Raw genomic sequence first — 25214 nt, forward strand, 5'->3', positions numbered from 1 at the left:
GCACGCCCGAGCGGACGAAGCGGGGGCGGGACCGCGGGTCCCGCCCCCTTCGCGCGCCCACCCGGTCAGGGGATCAGGCCGGCCTCGCGATAGCGCTCGACCTTGTCGAAGAAGCTCTTCGGCGTCGATCGGAAGCCGAGGAAGCCCGCCTCGCGGCTCTTGGTCATGTCGGTGATGCACTCGACCTCCCGGCCGAGGTCGCTGTCGCTGTGCCACCACGAGGCGAGCTTCGCGACATCCGGTTCGACCAGGCCCTCGCGCTCGGCGATCCGGCGCCAGACGTCGGGCGCGAGGTCGGTCATCGATTCGACGAGCGTGCGCGGCGTCTCGCCCGGGCCCTCCCAGTCGACGCCGAAGTGGTCGGCGATCTGCGGCCACAGCCAGCGCCAGCGGAACTGGTCGCCGTTGGCGATGTTGAACGCCTCGTTCTCGCCCTCGGGATCGGTGGACGCCCAGATGAGCTGTTCGCCGAGCAGGTCGGCGTCGGTCACGTCGGTCACGAAGTTCCACTGCGCCACCGATCCCGGGAAGACGAACGGCCGGCCGAGCTCCTTGCAGATGGTCGCGTAGACCGAGAGCGTGAGGACCATGTTCATGGCGTTGTCGACGGCGAAGCCGAAGATGGTGTGGGATCGGTGCACGCTCCAGGTGAAGCCCATTCGCCCGGCCGCGTCGAAGAGCTCGTCCTCCTGCGCGTAGTAGAAGTTGGGGCTCGGCAGACGCGGCTCCGACTCGTGGAACGGGGTCTCGGCCTTCACGCCCGTGGCGTAGTCCTCGAACGGCCCGAGGTAGTGCTTGAGTCCGGTGAGCAGCGCGACGTGTCGCACGCCGCCGTCGGGCTCGAGCGCCGCGAACAGGTTCCGCAGCGTCCGGGTGTTGACCTCGATGTTCTCGGCCTCGGTGTCCTTGCGGATCCAGGCGGTGACGATCACGATCTCCGGACGGAGGCCGGCGAGCGCCGCTCGCGTGGCGTCGGCGTCCAGCAGGTTGGCCTGGACCGGCGTCACGCCCTCCGGCAGGCGTCGTGCGCGCCTGGCGAGCCCATGCACCTCCCAGCCGGCATCGACCAGTTGACGGGACACCGTCTGGCCCGCGATGCCGGTGGCACCGACGACGAGCGCTCGGCGCTGCTGCTCCGTGTTCATCAATGAACCTCTCTCGAACGGCATTGTTCAGTTGAGGTAAACATTAGCGCACGGCAGCGCCCGAGGCGATGGCGAGTGGGCTCGTGGATTCGGCCCGGGTCGGCAAGCTCGGCGACTTCGGCGGATTTCCGCGACTTTCGGCTTGCGTCGGACGACGGCTCCGCCCGATTCGCGCGGGCCTCGGTGCGCCGGACGACGCCGCTCGAGCCCGGCGGAATCCCGGCGTGGCGCGGAATCGTTACCTACAACGCTTGTGAACACGGGACGAAATCCATAAAGTGTGGCTCAACACTTTGTTCGGCTGAGCCGGACATCGGCATCGCATTCGAAGGGGAGAGCATGACCGACGACTCGACATCACGACGTCTCTCGAGCGCCCGGTTCAGCGTCTCCAAGGGCCTCGTGACGATGGCGGTCTCCACCGTCGTGCTGGTGATCCTCGGCTTCGCGATCGCGCCGAGCAGCGTGTCGCAGGGGGCCGTTCTCGGGATGCTGCCGTTCGCCTCCGTGCTCGCCATCGTCGGCCTGGGGCAGATGCTCGTCGTCCAGCAGGGCGGGATCGACCTCTCGGTGCCGGGCGCCGTGTCCCTCGCCGTCGTGCTCTCGACCCACATCCCGAACCAGAACGACGCCATGCTCGTTCCCGCGATCCTCGCCGTGTACGCCTGGGCGATCGGCGCCGGCCTCCTGAACGGTTTCATGGTCGGTCGGCTCGGACTCAACCCGATCATCGCCACGCTCGGCACGAACGCGCTCCTGTTCGGCGCGGTGCTCGGCATCTCGGGCGGCATCCCGCGCACCACGACCCGGCTGCTCAGCTCGATCGCGGGCGGCAGGACGATGGGCATCCCCAACGCGCTGCTGATCGCCCTCGTCGTGCTCCTGCTGGTCACGATCCTCGTGAAGCGGACGGTGGCCGGACGCCGTTTCGAGGCCGTCGGCGCGAGCCCCGCTGCGGCGAGGGCGACCGGACTGCGGTACCGGACGCACCGAGGCGCGGCCTACGTGTGGGCGCAACTGCTGTTCGCGACCGCGGGCATCATGCTCGCCGGAATCACCAACCAGCCGACCGCCTTCCAGGGCAACACCTACCTGCTGACGTCGGTCGCGGTCGTGGTCCTCGGCGGCACGTCCCTGCTCGGCGGGCGCGGCTACCCGGTCGCGACCGTCGTCGCGGCCCTGTTCCTCAGCCAGCTCGACCAGTTCGTGCTCGCCCTCGGCGTGCCCTTCGCCGTGCGCACCCTGGTCCAGGCCGCGGCCCTGGCCATCGGCGTGGCCATCTACACCGTCGACTGGGCGGCACTGCGCCGCCGGCTCGCCGCGAGATCGGATGCCGCGACAGCCACACCATGAGACCCCCGCTCCTTCGGAGTGAGGTGCACCAAGAGAGACGTGCGACATAGCGGTCGCGCGGAGATGGAGGACAAGATGATTCGTCGCAGAATCACCACGGCGATCGCCGTCGCTGGCGTCTCGGCACTGGCCCTCGTGGGCTGTTCCTCGGGCGACGGCGGCGGCGGCGAGGGCGGCGGCGGCGACGGCGGCTCGGTCGAGGGCGCGCCGGCCTGGTGCGGCCCCGAGGAGGCCGTGGTCGGCCTGCTCGACGGCTTCGGCGGGAACAGCTGGCGCCTGGTCACGACCGCGGCCGGACAGGACGAGGTCGAGAAGTGCCCGAGCGTCGTCGAGTACCTGTACGCCGACGGTCAGGGCGACACGCAGAAGGCGATCTCCGACATCCAGGGCATGGTCGCGTCGGGCGCCGACGCCATCGTGGTCTTCCCGGATGCCGGCGAGGCGATGCTGCCCGCGCTCCGGAGCGCGTACGAGGCCGGCGTGGTCACCGTGCCGTACCGGGTCGACCCGGGCGGTGAGGCCGGCGTGGACTACGACGTCTGGGTCGGTGCCGACTTCGTCGCCGACGGCGTCGCGTGGGGCGAGTGGATCCAGGAGAACTTCCCTGACGGGGCGAAGATCCTGTTCCTGAGCGGTCCGGCCGGCAACAGCCAGGGCCTCGACGAGCGCGAGGGCTTCGAGTCGGTGCTCACGGACGCGAAGTACGAGTTCATCGGCGAGCAGCCGTACGAGGTCACCAACTGGGACCCGGCGCTCACGCAGCAGGTCCTCACCGCGGCGATCGCGAAGTACGACCAGATCGACGTGATCGTCTCCGACTTCGGTCCGTCGCTGGTCGGCGCACTGCCCGAGTTCGAGAAGAGCGGCCGGTCGATCCCGGCGCTCGCCACGTCGGACGGCAACGTGCTCGCCTGCTTCTGGCAGGAGAAGTCGCCGGACAACCCCGACTTCAAGCTCACCACGGTCGCGACCGGCAACGACAACGTGCGGCTCGCCGTGCAGCACGCCGTGGCCCGGGCCACGGGCGGCGAGATCCCCGAGGACACGCTCTTCGAGGCACCGCAGTTCGAGGACTCGGTCGACGGCGATCCCAGCGAGGTCCAGTGCCGTGACGACCTCCCGGGCGACATCTACCTGTCGGCCGAGATGGACGCCGACGAGCAGGCCGCGCTGCTCGAGTAGTGCAGCCCGCCCCACGGTCTCCCGGTCCGCGCGCCCGCAGCGGACCGGGAGACCCCCCGAACCGCCAACCAGACCCCCGAGCCCGGAGTGAGGATCCTCACGTGAACATCCAAGCCGCCGAAGCACCCGCCACCGTCGCCACCCTCGTCATGTCCGGCATCTCGAAGAGCTTCGGCGGCGTCGCCGCGCTGACCGACGTGTCGCTCGAGGTGCGCCCCGGAGAGGTGCACGCGCTGCTCGGTGAGAACGGCGCCGGCAAGTCCACGCTGATGAACGTCGCGACGGGCACCATCCGTCCGGACGCCGGCTCGATGGTGTTCCGGGGCGAGCCCATCGACGGCATCGACCCGCGCGACGCGACCCGCCTCGGCATCGCCTTCGTCCACCAGCACCCCGCCGTGCTGCCGGACATGACGGTGTACGAGAACCTGCTCGTCGCCCTGCCGCCGGCGGTCTTCGCCGAGGCGCCGTCGCGCGAGGAGTTCGCCCGCTCGCTCCTGGCCCGGGTGAACCTCCGCGCCCACCTGTCCGATCGCGTCGAGACGCTCTCCGTCGCCCAGAAGCACCTGCTCGAGATCGCCAAGGCGATCGCGGTGAAGCCGGCGCTCCTGGTGCTCGACGAGCCGACGGCGCCGCTCGGCGAGGACGCCGTGCGCATGCTGTTCCGTCTCGTGCGCGAGTTCGTCGCGGGCGGCACCTCGGTCGTGTACATCACCCACCGCCTGGCCGAGGTCCGCGAGCTGGCCGACCGCGTCACGGTGCTGCGCGACGGTCGGCTTCGGGCGACGGCGGTCGTCGACGAGATCAGCGACCGGGAGCTCCTGGCGCTCATCGTGGGCCGCCAGCTCGATTCCACGTTCCCGCCCAAGCACGACGGGCCCGAGGAGGCCCCCAACTTCATCATCGAGGGGCTCACGGGCCCCGGCTTCAAGGACGTCTCGCTGACGGCCCGCCGCGGGGAGATCATCGGGATCGCGGGCGTCGTCGGCAACGGCCAGAGCGACCTGCTCCGCTCGCTGGCCGGGCTCTCCCACTTCGAGGGAACCGTGTCGATCAACGGCACGCAGGCCACCTCCAAGCGACTCCTCGGCGAGGCGGCGTACCTGCCGGCCGACCGCCTGAGCGAGGGCCTGATGATGCGGCTCACCGTCCGGGAGAACGCAGCGATCTCCGCGCTCGAGCGGTTCCGCACCGGGCGGCTGCTCAACCGCAAGCGCGAGCTCGGCATGGTGGGCGACACCCTGGGCTCGCTCTCCGTGAAGGCGGCCTCGCTCGACGCCCCGGTCTCGTCGCTCTCGGGTGGCAACCAGCAGAAGGTCATGGTGGGGCGCGCGCTGCTCTCCGAGCCGGAGCTCGTGCTCGCCGACGAGCCGACCCAGGGCGTCGACGTCGGCGCCCGTGCCGAGATCTACCAGATCCTCCGGGAGGTGTCCGCGTCGGGCATCCCGGTCATCGTCGCCTCCTCGGACGCCAAGGAGCTCGAGGGACTGTGCGACACCGTGATCGTGATGTCGCGCGGGCACGTGGTCGACGTGCTGCGCGGCGACGACCTCACCGAAGAGCGGATGATCCACGCCGCGGTGAGCTCGACCACCTCGACCGTCGGCGTCGAGGACATCACGGACGCGGACGTGGACGAGCGAACCGCCGTCCGGCGGGCGAAGATCCGCCGTTTCGTGCAGGGCGACTACGCTCCGGCGGTGCTGCTCGTCGCGGTCATGGTGCTGCTCGGGGCGTTCATCTTCGCCCAGAACGACCGATACCTCGGCGCGTTCAACATCTCCGCCATGCTCCTGCTCGTCTCGGCGCTCGGGTTCATCGCCATGGGCCAGACCATCGCGCTGCTGACCGGCGGCATCGACCTTTCGGTGGGGCCGCTCGTGGGATTCCTCGTCGTCATCGGCTCGTTCTTCATCCTCAACGAGTCGTCGACCGCGTCGATCCTGCTCGGCTTCGCGGCGATGCTCGCTACCTCGATCGTGGTCGGCCTCGTGAACGGCACCCTGATCAGGTACGTGAAGTTCACGGCGATCGCGGCGACCCTGACGGTCTACATCGCCCTCCAGGGCATGAGCTTCATCCTCCGCCCCACGTCGGAGGGCTTCATCAACGCCGACATCTCGCGCGCGATCACGACGAAGATCGGACCGATCCCGGTCGCGTTCATCGTCCTCGTCCTCGTCGTCGTCGCGCTCGAGTACGCGCTCCGGCGCACGCCGTGGGGGTGGCGGCTCCGCGCGGCGGGGTCGGACGAGGAGTCCGCGCGCCGCGTCGGCGTCGAGATCAACCGCACGGTCGTGCTCGCCTACGTCGCGACGTCCGTCCTCACCTTCCTCGGCGCGATCATGCTCATGACGCAGATCGGCGTGGGCGACCCCGCGCAGGGCGTCGCGTACACGCTCTCCAGCATCACCGCGGTGGTGCTCGGCGGCACGAGCCTCCTCGGCGGACGCGGCACCTTCGTCGGCACGCTCTTCGGCGCGATGCTGCTCGTCCAGGTGCTCAACGCGACCGTGTTCCTGCGGCTCGACCAGATGTGGCAGTACATCCTGCAGGGCGTCCTGATCCTCGCTGCCGCGATCCTCTATGCGGTCGCCCGGTCGAAGCGTCGTCGGCGCGCCGCGCGGAAGGTCTGACCGGGTGGCGGGCGCACCGCGCATCGCCGTGCTCGGCGCGGGGGCCAACGGCGCCGGCGTGGGAGCGGACCTCGTCCGTGCGGGCCACGACGTGACCTTCATCGAGCAGTGGCCCGCGCACGTCGCGGCGATGCGCGAACGCGGCATCCGCGTCGAGATGCCGGATGGCGCGGAGCTCACGCCCGTGCGGGTGCACCATCTCTGCGAGGTCGCCGAACTGAGGGAGCCGTTCGACCTGGTGTTCCTCGTCGTCAAGGCGTACGACACCCGGTGGGCGTGCGAGCTGATCCGGCCGCTGCTGGCCGAGGACGGCCTGGTGGTGGGGCTGCAGAACGGCATGACGGTCGACGACGTCGCGGAGATCGTCGGCGCGCATCGGACGCTGGGTGCGGTCATCGAGATCGCCGCGAACCTGTTCGTGCCGGGCGTGGTCGAGCGGCAGAACACGCGCGAGGAGACCTGGTTCGCGGTCGGCGGCATCCATCCGGGGGTCGACGCTCGCGCGGAGGAGGTCGTCGCCGTGCTGCGAGCTGCGGGTCGGGCGGAGGTGTCGGCCGACATCCGCTCGTCGAAGTGGATGAAGCTCGTCGTGAACGCCGCCGAGCTCGTGCCGTCGGCGATCCTCGACCTTCCCCTCGACGAGGCGGTGCGCGTGCCGGGCATGCGGGACTTCATGGTTCGAACCGGCCGGGAGGCGGTGCGGACGTCGCTGGCCGCCGGGGCGCGCCTCATGCCGATCTTCGGCATGACGGACGGGGACCTCGCCGGCCCGGACGGCTACGCCGACCGGCTGCTCGAGATCGTCCTCGACGTGTACACGCTGCCGAGCACGCTCACGACGGTCCTGCAGGACTGGCGCAAGGGCCGGCGAGCCGAGGTCGAGGAGCTGAACGGCCACGTGGTCCGCGAGGCGGAGCGCACCGGGGTCGCCGCGCCGTGCAACGCCCGGGTGGTCGCCCTCGCCCGTGACATCGAGGCCGGGCGCCGGACCCCCGGCATGCACAACCTGGCCGACCTGCTCGAGTGGGCGGTGGTCGCATGACCGGCGATGCGACGGATGCCGCGCACCTCGCCGGGATGCGCATCGCGGTGCTCGGTACCGGCGCCAACGGCTCGGGCATCGGTGCCGACCTCGCCCGCGCCGGCCTGGACGTCACGTTCGTCGACCAGTGGCCGGCGAACGTCGAGGCGATCCGCGAGCGGGGCGTCCGCGTCGAGCTGCCGACGGATGTCGAGGTCACCGAGGTCCCGGTCCTGCACCTGTGCCAGGCCGCCGAGCTGCGCGCTCGTTTCGACGTCGTGCTGCTGCTCGTCAAGGCGTACGACACGCGCTGGGCGTGCGAGCTGATCAAGCCGTACGTCGCCGACGACGGCGTCGTGGTCGGCGTGCAGAACGGCATGACCGCGGGCGACATCGTCGACATCATGGGGCCGCACCGCGCCGTCGGCGCCGTCATCGAGATCACCGCGGCGATGGAGGAGCCGGGCATCGTCCTGCGGCACTCCGGGCACGACCGCTCGTGGTTCGCCGTGGGTGCGCCCGACCCCGCGAGCGCCCACCACCTGGAGACCGTGGCCGCAGTCCTCGGGCACGCGGGCGTCGTCGAGGTCACCGACGACATCGCCTCCGCCAAGTGGATGAAGCTCGTACTGAACGCCGCGGAGCTCGTGCCGTCCGCGATCCTGGACCTGTCGATCGCCGACTGCGCGCGCCGGGAGGGCATGCGCGAGGTGATGCTCGAAGCCGGCGACGAGGCGATCCGCGCCGCTCAGCTCATGGGCCTGACGATCCGGCCGATCTTCGGCATGACGGGCGAGTCGGCGTCGTCGCCGGAGACCTTCGTCGCGACCGTCCTCGACGAGCTCCTGGCCGGGTACGTCCTGCCGCACTCCCGCTCGACGGTGCTGCAGGACTGGTCGAAGGGGCGTCGCGCGGAGGTCCACGAGATCAACGGGGCGGTCGTCGAGGCGCTCGCCCGCTTCGGCGAGCCGGGTCCCGTGAACCGGGCAGTGGTCGAGCTCGCCCATGACATCGAGGCCGGGCGCCGCGTGCCCGGAACGCACCTGCAGCCTGTGCTCGAGGCCCGCATCGCCGAGCTGCGGCGACCGGCGGCATCCGCCTGACCGCGTCGCCTCGACGACCCGAACCACGCAACCGAGGAGGACCCCGATGGACCTGACCCGACTCCGCATCGCCGTCGTCGGCACCGGCGCGAACGGTGCGTCGATCGGCGCGGACCTGATCCGCGCCGGGCTGGACGTGACCTTCATCGAGCAGTGGCCGGCCCACGTCGAGGCGATGCGCGCCGACGGGCTGACCGTGCACCTGCCCGACGAGACCCAGGTGACCCCGGTGGAGGCGTACCACCTCTGCCAGGTGGCCGAACTGCGCACGACCTTCGACCTCGTCTTCACGTCGGTGAAGACGTACGACACGCGCTGGGTGTGCGAGCTGATGAAGCCCGTGATGCGCGACGACTCGGTCATGGTCGGGCTGCAGAACGGCATGACGATCGACGCCGTCGCCGAGATCCTCGGTGCGGAGCGCTCGATCGGCGCGGTCCTCGGCATCGCGGCGAACATGTTCGAGCCGGGCGTCGTCGTGCGGCAGGTCCCGCCGTCCGGTACGTGGTTCACGGTCGGCACCATGGACGGCCGCCGCACCGAGCGACTGGAGCAGGTCGCCGCCGCCCTGACGCACGCCGGCGTCACCGAGGTCAGCGAGGACATCCGCGCCTCGAAGTGGATGAAGCTCATCGCCAACATCCCGGAGATGCTGCCGTCGGCCATCCTCGGCGTCCCGCTGCTCACCGCTGTGGGGCTCGAGGGCGTGCGACCGGTCATGGATGCGGCCTCACGCGAGGCCTACGCCCTGGCCCGGGACCTCGGGATCCGCATGCTGCCCGTGCTCGGCAAGACGGCGGAGCAGATCCCGGATTCCGACCGGTACGCGCTCGACCTGCTCGATGTCGTCCTCGAGCGCTTCTCCCTGCCCGACACGCGCGTCGCCGTCCTGCAGGACTGGGACAAGGGACGGCGGGCCGAACTCGACGCCTTCAGCGGCTACATCGTCGCCAAGCGCGCCGAGATCGGCGGGCGGGCGCCGGTCAACGAGGCGATCCTGCGGCTCGCCGAGCGGGTGGAGGCCGGCGAGCTGTCGCCCTCGCCCGAGAACGCCGCACGGCTCGTCGAGGCGGCGGCGGCGTCGTCCGAGTCGGGGATCGCCGCTCAGGTGACCTCGTAGTCGACGACCGCCCGCTCGGTGACGACCGGGTCGATCGCCTCGACGGCGCGCCGGTGCTCGGGGTGGGCCTGGTAGGCGGCGAGGTCCTCCCACGACGCGTGCTCGGTCTCGAGCGCGGCGTCCCAGTGCGTGGCGATCGAGGTCGTGTCGGCCGACACGCGAAGCCCGAGCACCCCCGGCACGGATGCCGCGAGCGGCTCGAGCGCGCTGCGGAGCGTCTCGACCTGCTCCGCCGCGCCGTGCGGCGACCGGTCGGTGAGCTTGAACAGCACGATGTGGCGGATCATGCGGACTCCCTGCGGTCTGAGCGGCGACGGGTGACCTCGGCGACGGCCGACCAGTCGAGGTCGCGCAGCTCGGGGTCCGCGAGGGCCGCCTCGAACAGTTCCCTGAGCACTGGCGCGATCGGCAGCGCGGCGCCGAGCGCGTCGGCTGCGTCCTCGGCGAGCGAGAGGTCCTTCAGTCCGAGCGCCATCGAGAAGCCGACCGGCTGATAGCGGCGGCCCGCGATGAGCGGGCCGTAGCCGCGGTGCACGGAGCCGCTGAACGCCGTGTGGGTGAGGATCTCCGTGAACTGCTCGCCATCGATGCCCGCGGACTCGACGAGGACCACCGACTCCGCGATGGACTGGAGCGCGTTCACGATCGAGTAGTTCACCGCGATCTTCACGATGCTCGCCATGCGCGGGTCGGCGCCGAGGTTCCAGACCCGCTGGCCGAGCCGCTCCAGCGTCGGCATCGCCGCCTCGGCGGCCGAGGGCTCGCCCGACACGACCACGAGCAGCGCGCCGGTCGACGCGATCGTCGAGCGTCCGAGCACGGGCGCCTGGACGTATCCGACGTCGTGCCGCGCATGCCGCTCGGCGAGCTCGGCCGCGGCGGACGGGCTGATGGTGGCGTGGTTCACGTGGACACGACCGGGGGGCACGGTGGCGAGCAGCTCGTCGTCGAAGACGGTGAGCACGGCCTCGTCGTCGGCGAGCATCGAGTGCACCACGGATGCCGCGCCGAAGACCGCGGCGGGCGAGTCGGCCGCCGTCGTGCCGAGGCGCTCGGCCAGCTCGGTCGCCGGTCCCGGGCTCCGGTTCCACGCGATCACGCCGACGCCCTCATCGGCGAGACGCTCCACCATCCCGCGCCCCATGGCCCCGAGGCCGAGGAACCCTGCGTCCGAACCCATGGCGACCTCCCCGTCACGGGATGCTCGGCCGCATCCCATCTGTACAGTAACGATGAACATAAGGACACGCAATCGCCTGCGCGCATCCGATTCCTGCGAAGTGCAGCTATCATGGCCCCACCAGAACATGTTCAGCGGCGCTGAAACGCAGCGCCGCGATTCACAGGCGGAGGGTCGGCCATGCAGCTCGATGTGGGTTCGGAGCTCCGTCGCGTGCGGGAATCACGGAAGCTGAGCCTTCGCAACGTCGCGTCGGCCGTCGGGGTGTCGGCCAGCCTTCTCTCGCAGGTCGAGACGGGCAAGACGCAGCCATCCGTCAGCACGCTGTATGCGCTCGTGAACTACCTCGGCATCTCGCTCGACGGGCTCATGGGTACGAGCAGGGCCGGGGTGCCGCCCCTCGGGACCGCCAACGCGACCTCGGACGGGGGGCCGGCAGGGTCGCGCCTGAGCGACGGGGTCGTGCAGCGTCGCGAGGACAACCCCGTCATCGAGATGGAGAACGGCGTCACCTGGGAGCGCCTGGCGGTCGGCGAGAGCACCGTCGCCGACCCGCTCATCGTCACGTACGAGCCATCCGCCTCCAGCTCCATGGAGGGCAAGATGATGCGCCACGCCGGCCTGGAGTACGGGGTCCTCCTCGAGGGGCGCCTCACGCTCCGCATCGACTTCGACACGTACGACCTGGAGCCGGGGGATTCCTTCTGCTTCGACTCCGGCCGTCCACACCTCTACGTCAACCAGTCCGACCAGCCGGCCCGCGGCATCTGGTTCGTGATCGGCCGACGCGACATGTCGTACCAGTCGCTGGCCGACCTCGGCCACGAGCAGCCCTCGGAGGCGCGGCCGATCGCGTCGGCGGTCGACGTCCTGCACGCGATGAAGTCCATGCGCACCGCGCAGTCGGGGCCCGAGGCCGCCGAGGTCTGAGCCCGCGCGGCGGCGGCGGGCCTGGGTGCGCTCACTCCGCCGAGAACACCTCCGGATGCCGCGACAGCAGCCGCCGCGTGCGCCTGATGTGGCCCTCGATCGTCCGCTCGGCGCCCTCGACGTCGCCCTCGCGGAGCGCGACGACCATGAGGTGGTGCTCGTCGTGCATGATGCGGCGAGTGTCGGCGTCGGCGAGCATCGTGTAGGCGCGACGGTACGGCTGGGTGGTGTTCCAGAGGCGCTCGACGAGGTCCCCGAGCATGAGGGTGTCGGCGCGCGAATAGCTCAGCATGTGGAACTCGCGGTCGAGGCGCAGGAACTCGCCGACGTCGTCGGTCGCGGCCATCGCGGTGGCGAGCGCCTCGAGCCGGTCGAGGTCCTCCGGCAGCAGGTGCGGGGCGGAGTGGCGGAGCAGCAGCGGTTCCAGTCGCTCGCGCGTCTGGTAGACCTCCTCGCACTCTGCAAGCGTGAGTCGCGAGACCCACGCGCCCGCGTTCGCGACGAGGGTGACGAGTCCCTCGGCTTCGAGGGCGCGCAGCGCCTCGCGCACCGGCACCCGGCTGGCTCCGAACCGCTCGGCGATCTCCTCCTGGCGCAGGCGCGAGCCCGGCGGGTATTCGCCGTGCGCGATCGCGTCGCGGATGCCGGCGGCCACCCTCGAGCTCGCGTTGCCGTCGCGGGCCACCGGCGCCGTCACGTCCGTCGCGCTCATGCGGAGGGGTCCCGGGGGTCCCACAGCTTCACCGCGGCATCCGCTTCGTAGGCCTTGCCGTTCGGGAAGCTGACGAGTTCGAGCTGCATGCCCCATGGGGTGAGGAAGTAGACCCAGCGCTGTCCCTCGCTCGCGTTGCGGCTCGCGGTGGGTTCGCCGAGCACTCGGACGCCCTGTTCGTGCAGGTAGGCGACGGCCGCGTCGAGGTCGTCGACGTAGAACGCGAGGTGGTGGCCGCCGAGGTCGCTGTTGCGAGGCTGGCCCGATCGGCCGTCGGCGGGTTCCCACTGGAAGACCTCGAAGTTGGGTCCGTGCTTGCAGCGGAAGAACCGCAGCTCGCGCATGACGGATCGCGGGTGCACGTTGAGGTGCTCCGCCATCCAGTCGTCATCGCGCTGGAACGGGCCGAGCGTGTAGACGTACTCGCACCCGATCACGTCGACGAAGAAGCGGTGCGCCTCGTCGAGGTCGGGCACCGTGAAGCCGATGTGCTCGGTTCCCCTGAGGCCCGGCAGTGCCATGTCGCATCCTCCCGTCGTGGGTGACTGGATGCAATCGTAACGCGGATCCTGCGATTCTCCGAGACCGAACGGCGCTAGGCCCTTTGATTGGATCCAATCCTGTCGTACGATGGCCGCATCGCCCGCCGCACCGACGCGCGCCGGGCCGCCGACGGAGGACCACCGCCATGCCGAGACGACGACGCCTCGAGCCCACCCCCGAGTGGGTCGAGCTCACGACCACCGCAGCCGACTGGAAGGCCGCCGATCCGGCCCTGCTCGAGACGATGCTCGGCCAGCTCCACCTCATCCGCGCGTTCGAGGAGCGCGTGCTCGACCTCGCCGCCGACGGCCTCGTGCACGGTCCGGCGCACTCGTCGATCGGCCAGGAGGGCGGCGCGGTCGGCTCGATCGTCGGGCTCCGGTCCACGGACGCCGTGAACGGATCGCACCGCGGCCACCACCAGTTCCTGGCGAAGGCCATCACGCACGTGTCGGGCGGCCGCCTCGACCTCGGCGAGCTCGTCACGCCCGAGGTGCAGGAGGTGCTGCAGCGCACCCTCGCCGAGATCCTCGGCCTCGCGCAGGGCTACTGCCGGGGTCGGGGCGGCTCGATGCACCTGCAGTGGTTCGAGGCCGGCGCGCTCGGCACCAACGCGATCGTCGGCGGCGGCGCCCCGATGGCCACCGGCAACGCGTGGGCGCAGAAGCACGCCGGCACGACCGACCTCACCATCAACTACTTCGGCGACGGCGCCGCGCAGATCGGCTCGGTCCTGGAGTCGATGAACCTCGCCGCGGCGTGGAAGCTGCCCGTCTGCTTCTTCATCGAGAACAACCTCTACGCCGTCTCGACGCGCATCGAGGAGGCCGTCGCCGACACGCGGCTCTCCGTTCGTGGCCAGGGCTTCGGCATCCCGTCGTGGCGGGTCGACGGCATGGACCCGCTCGCCGTGCACCTCGCCATGCAGGAGGCCGCCGAGGTCATGCGCTCCGGCGGCGGACCGGTCATCGTCGAGGCCGAGGTCTACCGCTACTTCCACCAGAACGGCCCGTACCCCGGCAGCGCGTTCGGCTACCGCACGAAGCAGGAGGAGGAGGAGTGGCGCGCACGCGACCCGCTCGAGCGCGTGGCATCCGAACTGGTGCAACTCGGGCGGCTCAGCCGCGAGCAGGTCGAGTCGGTCCGAGCGCAGGCGGTCGCCGCGATGGACGCCGCGACGGGCGAGCTGCTCGAGGCCGACCCCGAGCACCAGGGGCGGCGACGCATCCGCCCCGAGCTCTGGCCCGATCCCGCATTCGTCGACGTCGGCGTGCGCGGCGACGGCAGCGAGCTGGAGTCGCTGCGCGTGCTCGAGCCCACGGATGACGACCGGGAGCGCGAGGGCATGAAGTTCGTCGACGCGGTCGCCGGGGTCATGGAGCGGCGCATGGGCGAGGACGAGCGCATCATCGTGCTCGGCGAGGACGTGCACCGACTGAAGGGCGGCACGAACGGCGCCACGAAGGGGCTGTCGACGGCCTACCCCGACCGGGTGCTCGGCACCCCCATCAGCGAGAACGCGTTCGCCGGTCTCGGCGGCGGGCTCGCGCTCGACGGGCGCTTCCGCCCGGTCGTGGAGTTCATGTACCCGGACTTCATGTGGGTGGCCGCCGACCAGGTCTTCAACCAGGTCGGCAAGGCCCGGCACATGTTCGGCGGCGACAACCCGGTGCCGCTCGTCCTGCGCACCAAGGTCGCGATGGGCTCCGGCTACGGTTCCCAGCACCTCATGGACCCGGCGGGCATCTTCGCCACCAGCCCCGGATGGCGAATCGTCGCCCCGTCCACCGCCGAGGACTACGTCGGGCTCATGAACGCGGCGCTCGCCCTGCAGGATCCGGTGCTCGTCATCGAGCACGTCGACCTCTACAACGAGAAGGACACGGTCATCGCCGGCGACCTGGACTACGTGATCCCGCCCGGCACCGCCGCCATCCGTCGCGAGGGCAGCGAGGTCACCGTCATCAGCTACCTCTCGATGGTGCGGCACAGCCTCGAGGCGATCGAGCAGACCGGCGTCGACGCCGAGCTCATCGACCTGCGCTGGCTCGACCGCGCGTCGATCGACTGGGCGACCATCGAGGCGAGCGTGAAGAAGACGAACGCCGTGCTCATCGTCGAGCAGGGTGCGCGCGGCACGTCGTACGGCGGCTGGCTCGCCGACGAGATCCAGCGGCGGCTGTTCGACTGGCTCGACCAGCCCGTGCAGCGGGTGACCGGCTCCGAGACGTCGCCCTCGATCTCGCGTGTGCTCGAGCGCGCGGCGATCGCCCGCACCGAGGAGGTCGTCGCGGCCCTCGAGACGGTCCGCGCGAACGCGGGAGGTGCGTGATGGCCACTACGGTCCGCATGCCCGAGGTGCTCGCGAACACGACCGAGGCCGCGATCCAGTCGTGGTCGGTGGCCGTCGGCGACGAGGTCGCCGTCGGGCAGCCGCTCGCCGAGATCGAGACGGACAAGGCGGTCGTCGAGTACGCGGCCGAGGTGTCGGGGACGGTGCTCGAGCTGCTCGTCGCCGAGGGCGACCTGGTCGACGTGGGCGCGCCGATCGCGGTCGTGGGCGAGCCCGGCGAGGCGACGACGTCGACGGATGCCGCGCCCGCACCGGCCGCGACCGCCGGCGACGCACCCGCCGACCCCGAGTCCGCGGCACCGGTCGCCGACGCCGAGCCGGCGTTCGACGAGTCGACCGCCTCGCAGGAGGACGTCGCATCGCCCGACGGCGGCGGCGAGACCGGGTCGGCGCCCGACGCGGGTCGTCGGTTCATGAGCCCGCTCGTGCGGCGCCTGGTCCGCGAGCACGGCATCGACCTCGTCGGCGTGACCGGGTCGGGACCCGAGGGGCGCATCGTCCGGCGCGACGTCGAGCCGCTCATCGCGGCGAAGGGCGCGGCGCCGGCCGAGCCAGCGGCTCCGAAAGCCGAGGCGACGTACGCGCAGCAGGCGGCGCCCGCGCAGGAGGCGGCTCCCGCGGCATCCGCTGCCTCGACGCCGCCGGCACCGCCCGCCGCGGCGACGACGCCCGGCGCCGACGCCGACCTGATCCCGCACACCCGGATGCGGCGCACCATCGCGCGACGGCTCGTGGAGTCGAAGACGCAGGTGCCGCACTTCTACCTCACCGCGGAGTGCCGCGTCGACCGGCTGCTCGAGCTGCGTCGCGAGCTCAACGCGGCCGGCACCGTGAAGGTCTCGGTCAACGACCTCGTCGTGAAGGCCGTCGCGGGCGCGCTCGCCGACGTGCCCGAGGCGAACCGCACATGGAGCGACGACGGCGTGCTGCAGCACCGGGCGGCCGACATCGCGATCGCGGTCGCCCTCGACGACGGGCTCGTGACACCGGTCGTCCGCGGCGTCGAGGGACTCAGCGTCTCGGAGCTCGGCCGGCGCATCGCGGACCTCGCCGAGCGGGCCCGCAGCGGAGGCCTGCGCCAACACGAGATCGAGGGCGGCAGCTTCTCGGTGTCGAACCTCGGCATGTACGGCACGCGCGAGTTCACGGCGATCATCAACCCGCCGCACGCCGGGATCCTCGCGGTCGGCGCCGCCCGGCGGGCCCCCGTCGTGGTCGACGGCGTCCTCGAGGTCGGCACGGTCATGAGCGTGACCCTCTCCGCCGACCATCGCGTGCTCGACGGCGCCGTCGCCGCGCGCTGGCTCGCGGCGTTCCAGGCGCGGATCGAACATCCGCTCACCATCCTCGCCTGACGTCGGGCGCGCCTCCGGGCGGAAACGACGACGGCCGGGCCCGATCGGGGCCCGGCCGTCGCGTTGCGCGAGGTCCGCGCGTCCTCCGCTCAGTCGGCGGGGGAGATGGTGATCGCCAGGCCCTCGAAGCCGCCGTCCCACCACGAGGTGCCGGCGGTGCGCTCGAGCACCGTCCGGTACTGCGGGTCGGTCTCGAAGGTGGTGCCCTCGGCACGGTCGGCGACGGAGGCGACCAGCGCCACGCCGAGCCCGACGAGCGAGTACACGCCCGCGTCGGGGTTGTCGATCGAGTCCCACACGTCCGCGACCGGCGCCGGCGCGGCATCCGTGCCCGCCCCCGTGCGCCGCTCGGAGGCCGGCGTGATCGCCCCCGTGCCGAAATCGACCCGGTCGCCGGCGACGAGGTACGACCACCGCGTGCCGGTGCCGACCGCGCCCTCGATGACCGTCTCGGAGGTGTCGAGCAGCGACACGCCGTTGCGGCCGATGACCTCGCCCTGTCGCGTGGCGCGGTCGTAGACGAGCGCGGTGGTCTCGTCGACGCCGACGACGAGGTCGTGGCCCGTCTGGTCGGCGAGCTTGATCATGCGCGCCTGGCGGCCCCACGTACCGAAGTGGCTGTCGAGCTGGCCCTCGGGGAAGAACCCGAACCCGCCGTAGGGCAGGTGCGCGAGCGCCGACGCGTCGTCGAGGTAGCCCGGCGTGGTGCCGTCGCGCCACGCCTGGTACGGCTCGCCGCCGGTGACCATGTCGGCGCCCTGCTGGATCGTGGTGCCCGCGCTCACGCCGGAGACCACGCCGCCCCGGTCGAGCACGCCGCGGACGGCGCTCATGACCTTGGTGTCGGTGCACGACGTGAACGCCTCGCTCGCGGCGTTCTTGCAGTCGAACAGGGTGCGGACGTAGCGCATCTGGTCGCCACCGCCGAAGAACACCCCGGTCGCCTTCGCGACCTCGCGGGCGACCTTCGGGTCGTTCGCGTTCGAGGGCTTGTAGGCGTCGCCCGCGAAGTTCACGGCCGTGTCGATCGGCACGGCGTACGTCTCGGCGCCGAACCGCTCGAACAGCGCCGAGTAGTACAGGCCGTTCGCCGACGCGTTGTTGAGCGTGTCGTCGGCGGCCGCCTCGGCGGTCTTCGCGGCGGATGACGCGGCGGTGACGATCGCGATGCGCGCCTTCGCGGGCCCGTCGCCGTCGGGGTCGGCGAGGTCGACGATGCGCTGGAGGATCGTCGCGTTCTCCTTGAGGTTGCCGCCGATGAGCACGAGGCTGCCGGCCGGTGCCGGTGCCGGTGCCGTGCCGTGCTTCGGCGCGGCGGCGGCGGGGCTCGCGCCGACGAGGCAGGCGACGGCGACGGTGGCCGCGATGGTCGCGGCGGCGGTGGTGCGGGGGGTCATGGGTTCCTCTCGATCGGGATGCGGGTCTGCGGGGTTCGGTGCGGCCTACTCGGGGAGGAAGGACACCTCCAGTCCCTCGAACCCGCCGGTCGACCACCAGCGGGTGCCGCTCACGCGGTCGAGGTAGGTGCGGTAGGTGGGCCGGCGCTCCCAGGTCGTGCCCTCCGCGACCGACGCCGAGCTCTTCACGAGCGCCTTGGCCTGGTTCACCATCGACGAGGTGCCCCCGGAACCGGACGGCGAGTCCCAGATGTCGCGCTTCACGGCCGGCCCAGAGCCCGTGCCGGCACCCGTGCGCTTCGTCGCGCCGGCGGTGACGGCGAGGGTCCCGAAGTCGATGCGGTCGCCGTTGACGAGGTAGTGCCAGCGCACGCCCTCGGCGCGAGTGCCCACGATGTCGGCGCCGTAGAGGTCGAGCACCGAGACGCCGTTCGCGCCGATCACCGTGCCCTGGCGCGTGGCCCGGTCGTAGACGAGCGCGGTGGTCTCGTCGACGCCGACGACGAGGTCTCGGCCCACGTGGTCGGCGAGCGCGATCATGCGCGCCTGGCGGCCCCACGTGCCGAAGTGGCTGTCGAGCAGTCCCTCGGTGAAGAACCCGAAGCCGCCGAAGGGGGAGTAGGTGAGGTCCTTCGAGCCGACGCCCGTGCCGGCGTACGCGCCGTACCGCCATGCCTCGTACGACTCGCCGCCGGTGACCATGGCGGCGCCGTTCTGGATGGTGAGTCCGGCGCTCGAGCCGGCGATCACGCCGCCGCCGTTCAGCACCGACCGGATGGCGCCGAGGACCGGCGTATCGGTGCAGCTGGTGTAGGCGTTCCCGCTCGCGGGCGCGCACTGCATGAGCGTGGCGACGTAGCGGGACTGGTCGCCGCCGGAGAGGAACACGCCCGTGGAGGCGCGGACCTGGTCGGCGACGGCGGTGCTGAACGCGTTCGACGGCACGTAGGGGTCGCCGCTGTAGTTCGTGGCGACGTCGATCGGCACGCGGTACGTGTCGGCGCCGAACCGCTGGAAGAGGTCGGCGTAGTAGAGCCCGTTCGCGGCGGCGTTGCTGGCGTTCGGGTCGGCCGCCTCGGTGGCGTTCGCGGCGGGGGCGGAGGCGGCGGTGACGATCGCGATCCGCGCCCGTGCGGGGCCGCTGCCGTCGGGGTCGGCATCGGCGACGATCCGCTGGAGGATCTGCGCGTTCTCGTTCAGCGCGCCGCCGATGAGGATGAGGTTGCCGGAGCTTCCCGCCGCGTGCGCGGGGGCGCCGGCGCCCAGGAGGGAGATCAGGATGGTGCTCGCGACGGCGATGGTCGCCGCGGCCCGTGGTGTGCGCATTCGCACTCCTCTCGTCATTGAGTGCCCGTCACGTTACAACCTGCATTACATCCGCGCTAGATGTAATGCACGTAACATTCGCGTTCCGGTCGCGTTTCACCCGGTCGGGCTAGGATCCGGACATGGCGGATGACGCGGTCCAGCAGGCGCAGCAGGCAGCGGAAGAAGCGGCCCGCGCGGCCGAGGAACTGCAGCGACAGGCTGCCGAGGCCATACGCAGGGCGGAGGAGGCGGCCGCGCTCGCGAAGGCCGCCCTCGAAGCGCAGCAGGCACCGGCGCCGGCGCCGGACGCACCCGGAGACCCGGCCGCCTCCGGGGCCGGCCCGCTCGACGACGCCGCCGTCGAGGCCATCCGCTCCGGCTACGCCTTCGAGGGTCCCGCACTCGAGATGGGCGCGCTCGTCAACGGGGAAGCCCGGCCCGACGTGCCGGTGCGCATCCCGCTGGCGATGACGAACCGTCACGGGCTCGTCGCCGGTGCGACCGGAACCGGCAAGACCCGCACCCTGCAGGTGCTCGCCGAGCAGCTCTCCGCGAACGGCGTCGCCGTCTTCGCCGCCGACATCAAGGGCGACCTCTCCGGCGTCGCGACTCCCGGCGAGGGCAACGAGAAGCTGCTGAAGCGCACCGCCGGCATCGGGCAGGACTGGACCGCCGCCGGCTTCCCGACCGAGTTCTTCTCGCTCGGCGGCGTCGGCACGGGCGTGCCGATCCGCGCCACCATCTCGGGATTCGGACCGCTCCTGCTGAGCAAGGTGCTCGGCCTGAACGCCACCCAGGAGTCCAGCCTCGGACTGGTCTTCCACTACGCCAACAAGAACGGACTCGCGCTCCTCGACCTCGACGACCTGCGCGCCGTGCTCGCCTACCTCGTGAGCGACGACGGCAAGGCCGAGCTCGAGGGACTCGGCGGCCTGTCGAAGGCGACGGTGGGCGTGATCCTGCGCGAGCTCATCGCGTTCGCCGACCAGGGCGCCGACGTGTTCTTCGGCGAGCCCGAGATCGACACGGCCGAGTTCCTCCGCACGGCACCCGACGGACGCGGCGTCATCAGCATGCTCGAGGTGCCGGGCGTCGCCGACAAGCCTGCCCTCTACTCGACGTTCCTCATGTGGCTGCTCGCCGACCTCTTCCAGGCCCTGCCCGAGGTCGGCGACCTCGATAAGCCCAAGCTCGTGTTCTTCTTCGACGAGGCGCACCTGCTGTTCCGCGACGCGTCGAAGGAGTTCCTCGCCCAGGTCGTCCAGACCGTCCGGCTCATCCGCTCCAAGGGCGTGGGCGTCTTCTTCGTGACCCAGACCCCCAAGGACGTGCCCGCCGACGTGCTCGCCCAGCTCGGCTCGCGCGTGCAGCACCAGCTGCGCGCCTTCACGCCCGACGACGCCAAGGCGCTCCGAGCGACCGTGTCGACGTATCCCAAGTCCGGGTACGACCTCGAGGAGACGCTGACCATCCTCGGCACCGGCGAGGCGATCGTCACCGTCATGAACGAGAAGGGCGCGCCGAGCCCGGTGGCCTGGACCCGCCTCCGGGCACCGCAGGCCTCGATGTCGCCGAGTCCGCACGACGCGGTCGAGCGCGCCGTCGCGGCATCCCCGCTCATGGCCCGGTACGGCACCGCGATCGACCGCGAGTCGGCGCACGAGCTCCTCACCAAGCGCATGGCGGATGCCGCGGCCGCCGCCGACGCCGAGGAGGCGGCCGAGGCGCAGGCCGAAGCCGCCGCCGAGTACGAGAAGATGCAGGCCAAGATCCGCGCCGAGGAGGAGAAGGCGCAGAAGAGGGCGCAGGCCGAGTACGACCGGCTGCTCAAGAAGACCTCCGGCACGTCGCGATCGCGCTCGCCGCAGCGCTCCACGCTCGAGCAGGTGCTCGGGTCGAAGTCGACGCAGAAGGTCATCACGCAGGTGCTCACCGGCATCTTCGGCATGGCCAAGCGGCGGTGAGCGGACCGCTCGTGCCCGGCATCCGTCCATACCGCCCCGACGACCGGGATGCCGTCGCCGAGATCTGCCTCAGGACGGCGGTGGCCGGCGGCGACGCGACCGGCGTCTACTCCGACGACGCGCTCATGCCCGAGGTCTACGCGCTGCCGTACGTCGCCTTCGCCCCCGACCTCGCCTTCGTCGCGGTCGACGACGCGGGGCGGGTCGGCGGGTACGTGCTCGGCGTCGCCGACACCGCCGCCTTCATCGACTGGTACGCGCGAGCGTGGGCGCCGGGCTTCCGGGAGCGGCATCCATCGCCCGGGCCGCCCACCGCGCACCGACCCGAGTACGGCGAGGCGCAGCTCATCGCCGACGGCGGCGACCCCGAACGGATGCGGATCGCCGAACTCGCGCGGTACCCCGCCCACCTGCACATCGACCTGCTGCCGCACCTGCAGGGCCTGGGGCTCGGACGACGCCTGATCGACACGTTCCGTGCCGCGCTCGCCGAGCGGAGCGTCCCCGCGCTGCACCTCGGGCTGGACCCGGCCAACGCGGGCGCCCGGGCGTTCTACGAGCGACTGGGCTTCCACGAGCTGCCATCGAGCCGACCCGACGCACCGCTGCTCGGCATCGCCGCGCGCTGAGCGAGAACGCCCGGCGAGACGGCGGAAACGTCCCCCGAACCGGGGCTCTCGCCGCAGAGGCGCCGGTGGCAGAGTGGCCCTCACGTCGTACCCGAACGACGAGGAGGCCTCATGAACCCGAACGAGACCGCGACCGCACCCGAGGTCGACGGCGGACCCGCCCTCTCCCGGCGCACCGTACTGCAGGCCGGCGCGGCCATCGGCGTCGCCGCCCCCATGATCGGCGGTACGACCCTCGGAATCGGGGCATCATCGGCTGCGGCCATCGACGGCATCGATCCCCGACAGAAGTTCATCCGCCTGATCGGCGGCGGCAACGGCGTCATCTACGCGATCCAGGCCGACGGCCGGCTGCTCTGGTACCGGCACGCCGGCTGGGCGACGGTCAGCTCGTCGTGGGCGAACTCGGGCATCGCGCGCCAGATCGGCACGGGCTGGTCGAGCTTCGTGACGGTCCTCGCCGGCTCGAACGGCACCCTCTTCGGGCTTCGACCCAACGGCGACCTGATCTGGTACCGGTACGTGGTCAGCGACTGGAACACCGGCGCCGGGTCGTGGGCGGCGAACAGCGGGTCGCGCATCGGCTACGGGTTCAGCTCGTTCTCCCGGCTCTTCGGCGGCTACGACGGCGTCATCTGGGGCGTCGCGGGCAACGGCGACCTGCACTACTTCCGCTACAACCGCACCGACGGCACGACCGGCAGCGGCGCCTGGACGAGTCGCGGCAAGGTGGGCAACGGATGGCAGGCGATGAGCGACCTCGTCGGCGACTCCGGCGGCGTGATCTACGCGATGGCGGGAACGCTCAAGTGGTACCGCTACGACGGCACCAAGTGGGCCACGGGCAGCGGCAAGGCGATCGGCAACGGCTGGGCCGAGACGACGCAGAAGACCGCGATCTGCGCGGGATCCGGTGCGCTCTACCGCGTCCAGCTCGACAAGGACGAGGTGCCGAACCTCGACGACAAGCTGCTCGCGTACCGGCTCACGACGTGGACCAACGCCGGAACGCAGGGCGGCGCCTGGTACGCCGGCAGCGGCAAGCAGATCGGCAGCGGCTTCACGGTCGAGGCCACGGCGGCGCTGCAGGGCTACGCGACCACGCTCGACGTCCGGCAGGGCGGCACGGCCTCGGTGGCCGTGTCGACGAGCTTCGCCACGTATCAGGCCTCGGTCGTCCGGGTCGCTCCGGCGGGCGCCTCTCCGGAGACCGTCCGGCAGCCGGTGACGCTGGACGGCGGCATCCGCATCCTGCCCTCGAACTACCGCACCGCCGGCTGCGACTGGCCCGTCTCGCTCACCTTCGACGTGCCGGCGGACTGGCCGTCGGGGCTCTACTCCGTGCGACTGCAGGCCGCAGAGGGGCTCACGCGCGACATCCCGTTCACGGTGCGCCCGACGCAGCCGACGGCACCGATCGCGGTCCTGCTGCCCACGCTGACCTATCGGTCCTACAACCACTGGGGCGGCCACAACCAGTACACCGTCGGAAACGGGTCGAGTCGGCGGACGATGTCCATGCTCACGCCGCACGCGAAGGTCCCCTTCACCCCGCCGGGGATCCGGGACCACCTGTGGTACAGCGACGTCACGCTGCTGCGGTGGATGACGCAGCGCGGCATCTCGTACGACATGTACGAGGACCAGGACCTGCACGAGTCCGCCGATTGGCTGAACGGCTACCAGGCGCTCGTCCTGACCACGCACCCCGAGTACTGGACCGAGACGATGCGGTCCAACCTCATCGCCTGGCTCGGAACGGGCGGTCGGCTGCTGTACCTCGGCGGCAACGGCATCTACGAGCGGGTCACGTACGACTCCGCGGCGAAGACCGTCACGTTCCGCCGGGCCGACGGCGCGCGCGACGAGTACCGCCGCATCGGCCTCCCGGAGTCGCAGATCTTCGGCGTCGCCTACGACGGCAACCTCTGGGGCAGCTACGCGCCGTTCAAGGTCACCCGCGATCACCCGCTCTGGGCGGGCACCGGCCTCAAGGTCGGCGACACGTTCGGCACGAGCGGCCTCAACGGACCGGCGAGCGGGTGGGAGGTCGACGCCCGCCTCGGGCTGGGCGGCGACGCGACCGCGGCGGAGACCATCGCCGAGGGCCAGCACTCGCGCAAGTCGCACATGGTGTTCATGGAGCGGCCGAACGGCGGGTTCGTGTTCAGCGCCGGCTCGCTCACGTTCGTGCTCGGGCTCGGTTCCGATTCGCGGATGTCGCAGCTGCTGAAGAACGTGTTCGATCGTGCGCTCGCCCCGAACGCCAAGCAGCTCGAGTCGCCGCCGGCCGACGCGGTGCCCGAGACGACGACGCCCGCCCCGACCGAGGAGCTGAAGCGCGAGGGCGCGGTCACCGAGGAGACGCCGCCGGCTCCGTGAGTCAGGGGCGGTGCAGCCCGAGCCCCTCGAACCAGTACAGGAGGCCCGGGTCGGAGGCCCGCAGCTCGGCGAGGGTGACGGGTTCGTTGCGCAGCGCCTGCTCCACGCCCAGCGCGGGGGCGACGGCGTCCATGGCGTCGTCGTCCCAGAACGTGCCGCGCATGCGGACCAGGCACCGTCCCCGGCGATCGACCACGAAGAGCTGGTGCACGGTCTCGAGCGTGTCGCCGCGGTAGGTGTCGAGCCGCAGCACGCCGGCGACCTCGTCGCGTGCGACGCGCTGGAGTCGGCCGAAGAAGCCGCACTCGACCAGTCCGATCCGGCTCACCTGGATGCGCGTGCGCCGGTACCGGTGCCACGTGAGCGCGGCCAGCCCGGCGAACACGAGCACGCCGGCGATCGCGGCGGCGAGGGCGGCGGGGCCGAGCGGACCCAGCACCCACACGACCGTCACGAACAGCGGCACGGCCATGGCGAGGACGGGCAGTCCGATGCTGCGGGCGAGCGTGGGCCGGGGTCTCAGGATGAGCACCCCGAGGCCCCGGTCCGCGGCCGTGGCGGCACCGGCGGACGAGTCCCCCGCGTCCCCACGCGTCGTGCTCACCGGTGCCGTTGTCATCGTCCTCAATGATCCGACGTTCCCTCATGCGCCGCTATCGGCATTAAGGGGGACCGGTCTCGGAGAGCGCCCTCCGATCGGGTCCCGGGAGCCGTTTCGCACGGCCTCGTGAAGGCGAAACGAGCGCCGCACCCTTCGGGCACGGCGCTCATTTCGTCAGCGGAGGATGGGGGACCCCGTCGGTCGGGCTCCGCCCTCCCTCCTCCTCGAATCGCAGCGTCCATCGACGAAACGAGCGCCGCACCCTTCGGGCACGGCGCTCATTTCGTCAGCGGAGGATGG

Annotated in this window: 20 protein-coding genes; 12 read left to right on the plus strand and 8 right to left on the minus strand. The window is 71.5% G+C overall.

Annotation, left to right across the window (positions count from 1 at the left end):
• Positions 1-65: 65 nt before the first annotated feature.
• On the minus strand, positions 66-1145 hold the full coding sequence (locus tag RH861_RS05570) for an SDR family oxidoreductase (RefSeq protein ID WP_310520141.1): 1080 nt from the start codon (positions 1143-1145) through the stop codon (positions 66-68).
• A gap of 339 nt (positions 1146-1484) precedes the next feature.
• Between RH861_RS05570 and RH861_RS05575 the strand changes: the two genes are divergently transcribed.
• The 6 genes from RH861_RS05575 to RH861_RS05600 all read left to right on the plus strand — a co-directional run bounded on the left by RH861_RS05575 (position 1485) and on the right by RH861_RS05600 (position 9560).
• Positions 1485-2498 carry an ABC transporter permease gene (locus RH861_RS05575; protein ID WP_310520142.1) on the plus strand — a complete coding sequence of 338 codons (1014 nt, stop codon included), beginning with the start codon at positions 1485-1487 and terminating at the stop codon, positions 2496-2498.
• A gap of 75 nt (positions 2499-2573) precedes the next feature.
• Entirely contained in the window at positions 2574-3680 is a 1107-nt protein-coding gene (locus RH861_RS05580) for a substrate-binding domain-containing protein (RefSeq protein ID WP_310520143.1), read from the plus strand.
• A 101-nt stretch (positions 3681-3781) separates the two neighbouring features.
• Positions 3782-6316 (plus strand): ATP-binding cassette domain-containing protein, encoded by a 2535-nt coding sequence (locus RH861_RS05585; protein ID WP_310520144.1) that lies wholly within the window; start codon positions 3782-3784, stop codon positions 6314-6316.
• A gap of 4 nt (positions 6317-6320) precedes the next feature.
• Positions 6321-7358: a ketopantoate reductase family protein gene (locus tag RH861_RS05590; protein ID WP_310520145.1), complete on the plus strand. Its 1038-nt coding sequence runs from the start codon at positions 6321-6323 to the stop codon at positions 7356-7358.
• Positions 7355-8440: a ketopantoate reductase family protein gene (locus tag RH861_RS05595; protein ID WP_310520146.1), complete on the plus strand. Its 1086-nt coding sequence runs from the start codon at positions 7355-7357 to the stop codon at positions 8438-8440. Before RH861_RS05590 ends, RH861_RS05595 begins: the two co-directional genes overlap by 4 nt.
• 46 nt (positions 8441-8486) lie before the next feature.
• On the plus strand, positions 8487-9560 hold the full coding sequence (locus tag RH861_RS05600) for a ketopantoate reductase family protein (protein WP_310520147.1): 1074 nt from the start codon (positions 8487-8489) through the stop codon (positions 9558-9560).
• On the opposite strand, the gene RH861_RS05605 is transcribed toward RH861_RS05600, so the two are convergent.
• Together RH861_RS05605 and RH861_RS05610 are read right to left on the minus strand one after the other, a co-directional pair.
• Positions 9545-9847 carry a Dabb family protein gene (locus RH861_RS05605; protein ID WP_310520148.1) on the minus strand — a complete coding sequence of 101 codons (303 nt, stop codon included), beginning with the start codon at positions 9845-9847 and terminating at the stop codon, positions 9545-9547. The genes RH861_RS05600 and RH861_RS05605 overlap by 16 nt on opposite strands.
• Complete coding sequence (locus RH861_RS05610; protein ID WP_310520149.1) at positions 9844-10869, minus strand: NAD(P)-dependent oxidoreductase; 1026 nt, start codon at positions 10867-10869, stop codon at positions 9844-9846. The genes RH861_RS05605 and RH861_RS05610 overlap by 4 nt, the downstream gene beginning before the upstream one ends.
• Before the next feature lie 51 nt (positions 10870-10920).
• Here RH861_RS05610 and RH861_RS05615 point away from each other — a divergent pair, with 51 nt between their 5' ends.
• Positions 10921-11670 carry a cupin domain-containing protein gene (locus tag RH861_RS05615; RefSeq protein WP_067948885.1) on the plus strand — a complete coding sequence of 250 codons (750 nt, stop codon included), beginning with the start codon at positions 10921-10923 and terminating at the stop codon, positions 11668-11670.
• Between the two features lie 31 nt (positions 11671-11701).
• On the opposite strand, the gene RH861_RS05620 is transcribed toward RH861_RS05615, so the two are convergent.
• Complete coding sequence (locus RH861_RS05620; protein ID WP_067948984.1) at positions 11702-12382, minus strand: GntR family transcriptional regulator; 681 nt, start codon at positions 12380-12382, stop codon at positions 11702-11704.
• Positions 12379-12903: a VOC family protein gene (locus RH861_RS05625; protein WP_310520150.1), complete on the minus strand. Its 525-nt coding sequence runs from the start codon at positions 12901-12903 to the stop codon at positions 12379-12381. The genes RH861_RS05620 and RH861_RS05625 overlap by 4 nt, the downstream gene beginning before the upstream one ends.
• A 167-nt stretch (positions 12904-13070) precedes the next feature.
• Between RH861_RS05625 and RH861_RS05630 the strand changes: the two genes are divergently transcribed.
• Positions 13071-15257 carry an alpha-ketoacid dehydrogenase subunit alpha/beta gene (locus tag RH861_RS05630; RefSeq protein WP_310520151.1) on the plus strand — a complete coding sequence of 729 codons (2187 nt, stop codon included), beginning with the start codon at positions 13071-13073 and terminating at the stop codon, positions 15255-15257.
• Positions 15257-16633, plus strand: coding sequence for a dihydrolipoamide acetyltransferase family protein (locus RH861_RS05635; protein ID WP_310520152.1), 1377 nt, complete (start codon positions 15257-15259; stop codon positions 16631-16633). Before RH861_RS05630 ends, RH861_RS05635 begins: the two co-directional genes overlap by 1 nt.
• Positions 16634-16722: 89 nt before the next feature.
• Here RH861_RS05635 and RH861_RS05640 read toward each other — a convergent pair whose 3' ends face one another.
• Positions 16723-18030: a cyanophycinase gene (locus RH861_RS05640; RefSeq protein WP_310520153.1), complete on the minus strand. Its 1308-nt coding sequence runs from the start codon at positions 18028-18030 to the stop codon at positions 16723-16725.
• A gap of 45 nt (positions 18031-18075) precedes the next feature.
• Positions 18076-19356, minus strand: coding sequence for a cyanophycinase (locus RH861_RS05645; protein WP_310520154.1), 1281 nt, complete (start codon positions 19354-19356; stop codon positions 18076-18078).
• 122 nt (positions 19357-19478) lie between these two features.
• Between RH861_RS05645 and RH861_RS05650 the strand changes: the two genes are divergently transcribed.
• The 3 genes from RH861_RS05650 to RH861_RS05660 all read left to right on the plus strand — a co-directional run bounded on the left by RH861_RS05650 (position 19479) and on the right by RH861_RS05660 (position 24313).
• Entirely contained in the window at positions 19479-21302 is a 1824-nt protein-coding gene (locus RH861_RS05650) for a helicase HerA-like domain-containing protein (RefSeq protein ID WP_310520155.1), read from the plus strand.
• Positions 21299-21931, plus strand: coding sequence for a GNAT family N-acetyltransferase (locus RH861_RS05655; RefSeq protein ID WP_310520156.1), 633 nt, complete (start codon positions 21299-21301; stop codon positions 21929-21931). Before RH861_RS05650 ends, RH861_RS05655 begins: the two co-directional genes overlap by 4 nt.
• A 111-nt stretch (positions 21932-22042) precedes the next feature.
• Positions 22043-24313: a N,N-dimethylformamidase beta subunit family domain-containing protein gene (locus RH861_RS05660; protein ID WP_310520157.1), complete on the plus strand. Its 2271-nt coding sequence runs from the start codon at positions 22043-22045 to the stop codon at positions 24311-24313.
• 1 nt (position 24314) lies between these two features.
• Here the strand turns inward: RH861_RS05660 and RH861_RS05665 are convergent, their stop codons facing one another.
• A complete protein-coding gene (locus RH861_RS05665; protein ID WP_310520158.1) occupies positions 24315-24917 on the minus strand; it encodes a hypothetical protein in 603 nt (200 codons plus the stop codon).
• Between the last annotated feature and the right edge of the window lie 297 nt (positions 24918-25214).

It is taken from the genome of Agromyces indicus (assembly GCF_031432295.1).
GTDB lineage: Bacteria > Actinomycetota > Actinomycetes > Actinomycetales > Microbacteriaceae > Agromyces > Agromyces indicus.

Bases quoted from the DNA above. Each gene is read 5' to 3' on its own strand.
- RH861_RS05600 (WP_310520147.1), top strand. From the start codon at position 8,487: ATGGACCTGACCCGACTCCGCATCGCCGTCGTCGGCACCGGCGCGAAC.
- RH861_RS05645 (WP_310520154.1), bottom strand. From the start codon at position 19,356: ATGCGCACACCACGGGCCGCGGCGACCATCGCCGTCGCGAGCACCATC.
- RH861_RS05650 (WP_310520155.1), top strand. From the start codon at position 19,479: ATGGCGGATGACGCGGTCCAGCAGGCGCAGCAGGCAGCGGAAGAAGCG.
- RH861_RS05660 (WP_310520157.1), top strand. From the start codon at position 22,043: ATGAACCCGAACGAGACCGCGACCGCACCCGAGGTCGACGGCGGACCC.
- RH861_RS05575 (WP_310520142.1), top strand. From the start codon at position 1,485: ATGACCGACGACTCGACATCACGACGTCTCTCGAGCGCCCGGTTCAGC.
- RH861_RS05640 (WP_310520153.1), bottom strand. From the start codon at position 18,030: ATGACCCCCCGCACCACCGCCGCCGCGACCATCGCGGCCACCGTCGCC.
- RH861_RS05625 (WP_310520150.1), bottom strand. From the start codon at position 12,903: ATGGCACTGCCGGGCCTCAGGGGAACCGAGCACATCGGCTTCACGGTG.
- RH861_RS05570 (WP_310520141.1), bottom strand. From the start codon at position 1,145: ATGAACACGGAGCAGCAGCGCCGAGCGCTCGTCGTCGGTGCCACCGGC.
- RH861_RS05630 (WP_310520151.1), top strand. From the start codon at position 13,071: ATGCCGAGACGACGACGCCTCGAGCCCACCCCCGAGTGGGTCGAGCTC.
- RH861_RS05595 (WP_310520146.1), top strand. From the start codon at position 7,355: ATGACCGGCGATGCGACGGATGCCGCGCACCTCGCCGGGATGCGCATC.
- RH861_RS05620 (WP_067948984.1), bottom strand. From the start codon at position 12,382: ATGAGCGCGACGGACGTGACGGCGCCGGTGGCCCGCGACGGCAACGCG.
- RH861_RS05610 (WP_310520149.1), bottom strand. From the start codon at position 10,869: ATGTTCTGGTGGGGCCATGATAGCTGCACTTCGCAGGAATCGGATGCG.
- RH861_RS05605 (WP_310520148.1), bottom strand. From the start codon at position 9,847: ATGATCCGCCACATCGTGCTGTTCAAGCTCACCGACCGGTCGCCGCAC.
- RH861_RS05615 (WP_067948885.1), top strand. From the start codon at position 10,921: ATGCAGCTCGATGTGGGTTCGGAGCTCCGTCGCGTGCGGGAATCACGG.
- RH861_RS05580 (WP_310520143.1), top strand. From the start codon at position 2,574: ATGATTCGTCGCAGAATCACCACGGCGATCGCCGTCGCTGGCGTCTCG.
- RH861_RS05635 (WP_310520152.1), top strand. From the start codon at position 15,257: ATGGCCACTACGGTCCGCATGCCCGAGGTGCTCGCGAACACGACCGAG.